At 44.3% G+C, this 3,465-nt stretch carries 3 protein-coding genes; all 3 read left to right on the forward strand.

Translation table 11 applies throughout. The annotated features are described in order from the left end of the window. The first annotated feature begins 143 nt into the window (after positions 1-143). Genes L1N85_RS26315 through L1N85_RS26325 form a run of 3 tightly spaced genes read left to right on the forward strand, consistent with a single transcriptional unit; the run spans position 144 to position 3,365 of the window. Complete coding sequence (locus tag L1N85_RS26315) at positions 144-1,394, forward strand: site-specific integrase (RefSeq protein ID WP_235241983.1); 1,251 nt, start codon at positions 144-146, stop codon at positions 1,392-1,394. After that, on the forward strand, positions 1,391-2,362 hold the full coding sequence (locus L1N85_RS26320) for a tyrosine-type recombinase/integrase (protein ID WP_235241984.1): 972 nt from the start codon (positions 1,391-1,393) through the stop codon (positions 2,360-2,362). The genes L1N85_RS26315 and L1N85_RS26320 overlap by 4 nt, the downstream gene beginning before the upstream one ends. Further along, positions 2,349-3,365, forward strand: coding sequence for a site-specific integrase (locus L1N85_RS26325; RefSeq protein ID WP_235241985.1), 1,017 nt, complete (start codon positions 2,349-2,351; stop codon positions 3,363-3,365). The genes L1N85_RS26320 and L1N85_RS26325 overlap by 14 nt, the downstream gene beginning before the upstream one ends. Positions 3,366-3,465 lie beyond the last annotated feature (100 nt).

A 3,465-nucleotide genomic window follows, 5' to 3' on the forward strand; every position in this document is an offset into this window, starting at 1 on the left:
GGGAATGGAAAGTGCATGGAAATGTAAAGTGAGTTGCCATAAGGCCTTGTTTTAACTGGTATGTTTACAGATTTACTTTACATTATAATGCCTCTATGTTTGGTTAAGGCATACCATGCCAAAACTATTCTGGAGGTCCGAATATGAAAGAAGAGCAAAAAACGTTCGAGATGCTGACTGGAGAAGTCATCCGTTATCTCGAAAAGTTGTCCTATTCCGATTCAAGAATTAGCCAATACCGTTCAGCATGGCAGAGGGTTACTGCATTCATGAAAGAGCAGGGTTGGATGTATTACAATGCTAGCGTAGGAGAAGCTTTTATCTACCATCTGATCGGCGTAAGAAAATATGATGATCTGGATCGCTGGGAAAAAGACATCATACAATGCGCCAATGTTGTTACTGAGTTTCTTGAAACCGGGACGGTTAAATTTAGACGTTGCCAGAAATTTCGCGATTTGCCGGGGGCAGTTGGCCAGACGATGAGGGATTACATCGCGCACAGACAATCATACGGAATTTCTCGTGGAACCGTTGAGGAATACAAGCATCGTTTCCAGCAATTCCTCAGTTATTTGGGAGATAGCAGCGTAAACGATGTACGTTCCATTAGCCAGCAACTCTTACTTAACTATACGCATCAACTGGGATTCTGCTCTGCCAATGTAAGACATAGTCATCTTTCTATTCTCAAAGGATATCTGAGATATCTTTACGACCAAGGATTAACCGAAACAAACTACTCCCGGATGGTTCCGAAAGATAAATTCGTAAAACAGGCCAAGCTTCCCTCCACTTACACAAAGGACGAAGTGGAGAAGTTAATTGCATCCATTGAACGCAGCAGTCCAAAAGGCAAAAGGGATTATGCCATGGTACTGATCACTGCCCGCTTGGGACTTAGGGCAACAGATGTTTGTTGCCTCTCCTTTGCAAACATAAGATGGGAACAAAGTCTCATCACACTACATCAGAAGAAAACCGGCGAGCAAATCGAACTTCCGCTTCTGTCTGACATTGGTGATGCCATCATTGATTATCTGAAGTACGGTAGGCCTGAATCGGAGCTTCCCTATATATTCCTGCACGTGAACGCCCCATATGATCGGTTACATTATTCAACCCTGCACAGCATTGTTACCTTATACCTCAGGAGAGCAGGCCTATCCTATGAGAAAGAGCGAAAGCATGGTCCACATGCACTTCGCCATAGCTTGGCGGGCGTTCTGCTTGAAAAGAAGACACCAATCCCTGTGATCTCGGAAGTTCTCGGGCACAAGAACACGGATAGCACACGGTATTATCTGCGAATCGATATGAACGCCCTGCGCCAGTGTGCTCTGAATGTACCCCCGGTATCTCCTGGATTTTACGAAAGGGGTGCAGGTCGATGAGCAGATTTCAGGGGATCTATGCCTTACTACTTGATCAATATGTCGATTTCAAAAGAAGTCTGGGATACAAGTTCATTGATGCCGAAAGTGCATATTATCTATTTGATCAGTTCACCATCCAACATGCGGAAGGCAAAATTGGAATTACAAAAGAACTCGCCGACAGATGGTCGGTGAAACGTCCGAATGAATCCAACAGCACGTGTTACAAAAGAGTGATGTATCTCGTGCATTTTTCCTCATTCTTAAACGATTCAGGCTATCCTTCCTATATTCCGAGATTACCCCGGGTGTATCAAAGTACGTTTACGCCCTATATCTTTTCTCATAAAGAAATGGATGCCATCTTCGCAGCCAGTGATCGGTTGCAAATGGATAATTTCATGAACTCGACAATAAATGCTGTACCCGCTATTTTACGCATGTTGTACGGAACCGGAATGCGCATTGGCGAAGTGGTTTCCCTAAAGGTAAAAGATGTAAATCTTGATGACAACTATCTTGTCATACGGACAAGCAAGAACGGGAAGGAACGGATGATTCCCATCTCCGATTCAGTGGCGGACGTATGCAGACAGTTTAGGCATTCGCTGCAAATGATTCAAAATCCGGAAGCGTATTTCTTTGTGAAGCGAAATGGTTATAAGTGCCGCGAAAAAACAATCTACGAATGGTTCCGGAAAGTGCTTGTGGAAGCCGGTATTCCCCATGGAGGAAAGGGACAAGGCCCTAGGCTTCACGATGTCCGGCATGTATTCAGTGTGCATTCGCTTGCTGCCATGGCGAAGTCCGGATTGGATTTATATTATTCACTTCCTATCCTTTCAGAATATCTCGGCCATCAATCCTTAGAAGCCACAGATAAGTATGTCAGGCTGACTTCCGATATGTATCCAGAACTGCTATCCAACGCAAACCGTATTTGTTCCTATGCTTTCCCAGAGGTGGTGCGTCATGAAGCCGACTGACTTTTCCAAAAGTTTGACGGATTTTCTTAGCCGTTACCTGCCAGGAGAAAGAGGAGCCAGTAAAAACACGATCGCATCCTATAAAGATACATTCATCCTTTTCCTTATGTTTCAAAAGGAAAAGAAAAGCATGCATGCCGAAAAGCTAACCTTGCGTTTGATCACCAAAGATGTCATTGTGGAATTCCTAAACTGGCTTGAGGTAGAAAGACACTGCTGTGCAGCGACAAGAAATGTGCGTCTTACGGCTCTACATTCGTTCTTCCGATATCTCCAGTACCAAAATCCAGAATACATGATGGAATGGCAGCAAATACTGTCAATCCCGGTTAAGAAAACAGAAAAAACAGCGATCAATTATCTATCTGTCGAAGGAATACGGCTCCTGCTGGATGGACCTGACCTGTCCAATAAAAATGGGAGGCGGGATCTTGCACTACTTTCACTCCTGTATAACAGCGGTGCACGTGTCCAGGAAATCATCGATCTAACGCCTTCTATGGTGCGTCTTGACCGACCCTGTACCGTGAAATTGATTGGTAAAGGGAATAAGGCACGGATTGTTCCGCTGCTAGAGCAACAATTAACGATTTTAAAAACATATATGGATGAGCAGAATTTGCTTGAACCCTACGCGAATAAATATCCATTATTCAGCAACAGCCGTAAGGAAAAACTGACTCGAGCTGGCGTAAACTATATCCTTGCAAAATATGCAAGACAGGCTCGGAGAAAGGAACCTTCTCTCATTCCCGAGAAACTTAGTTGTCACTGCCTGAGGCATTCGATAGCCATGCATCTACTCCAGTCCGGCGTCAATCTCATCTATATCCGTGACATTCTAGGGCACACCTCAGTTCAAGTGACAGAAGTTTATGCACGTACAGATTCGCGCCAAAAACGGGAGGCCATTGAAAAAGCGTATTTTGACGTCTCGCCAAAAGATGTCCCTTCATGGCTTGCCAATGACGATTTGCTGGGCTGGCTGAAGTCATTTTCCTGATCAATTCGAATGAAGGTAATGTAAAGTAAATCCGTCCGATTGCTAGCCAAAACGGGATTGGATGGACGTTACTTTACATTTCCATGCACTTTCCATTCCC

Source organism: Paenibacillus alkaliterrae, assembly GCF_021532375.1.
In the GTDB taxonomy this organism is placed as follows: Bacteria; Bacillota; Bacilli; order Paenibacillales; family Paenibacillaceae; genus Pristimantibacillus; species Pristimantibacillus alkaliterrae.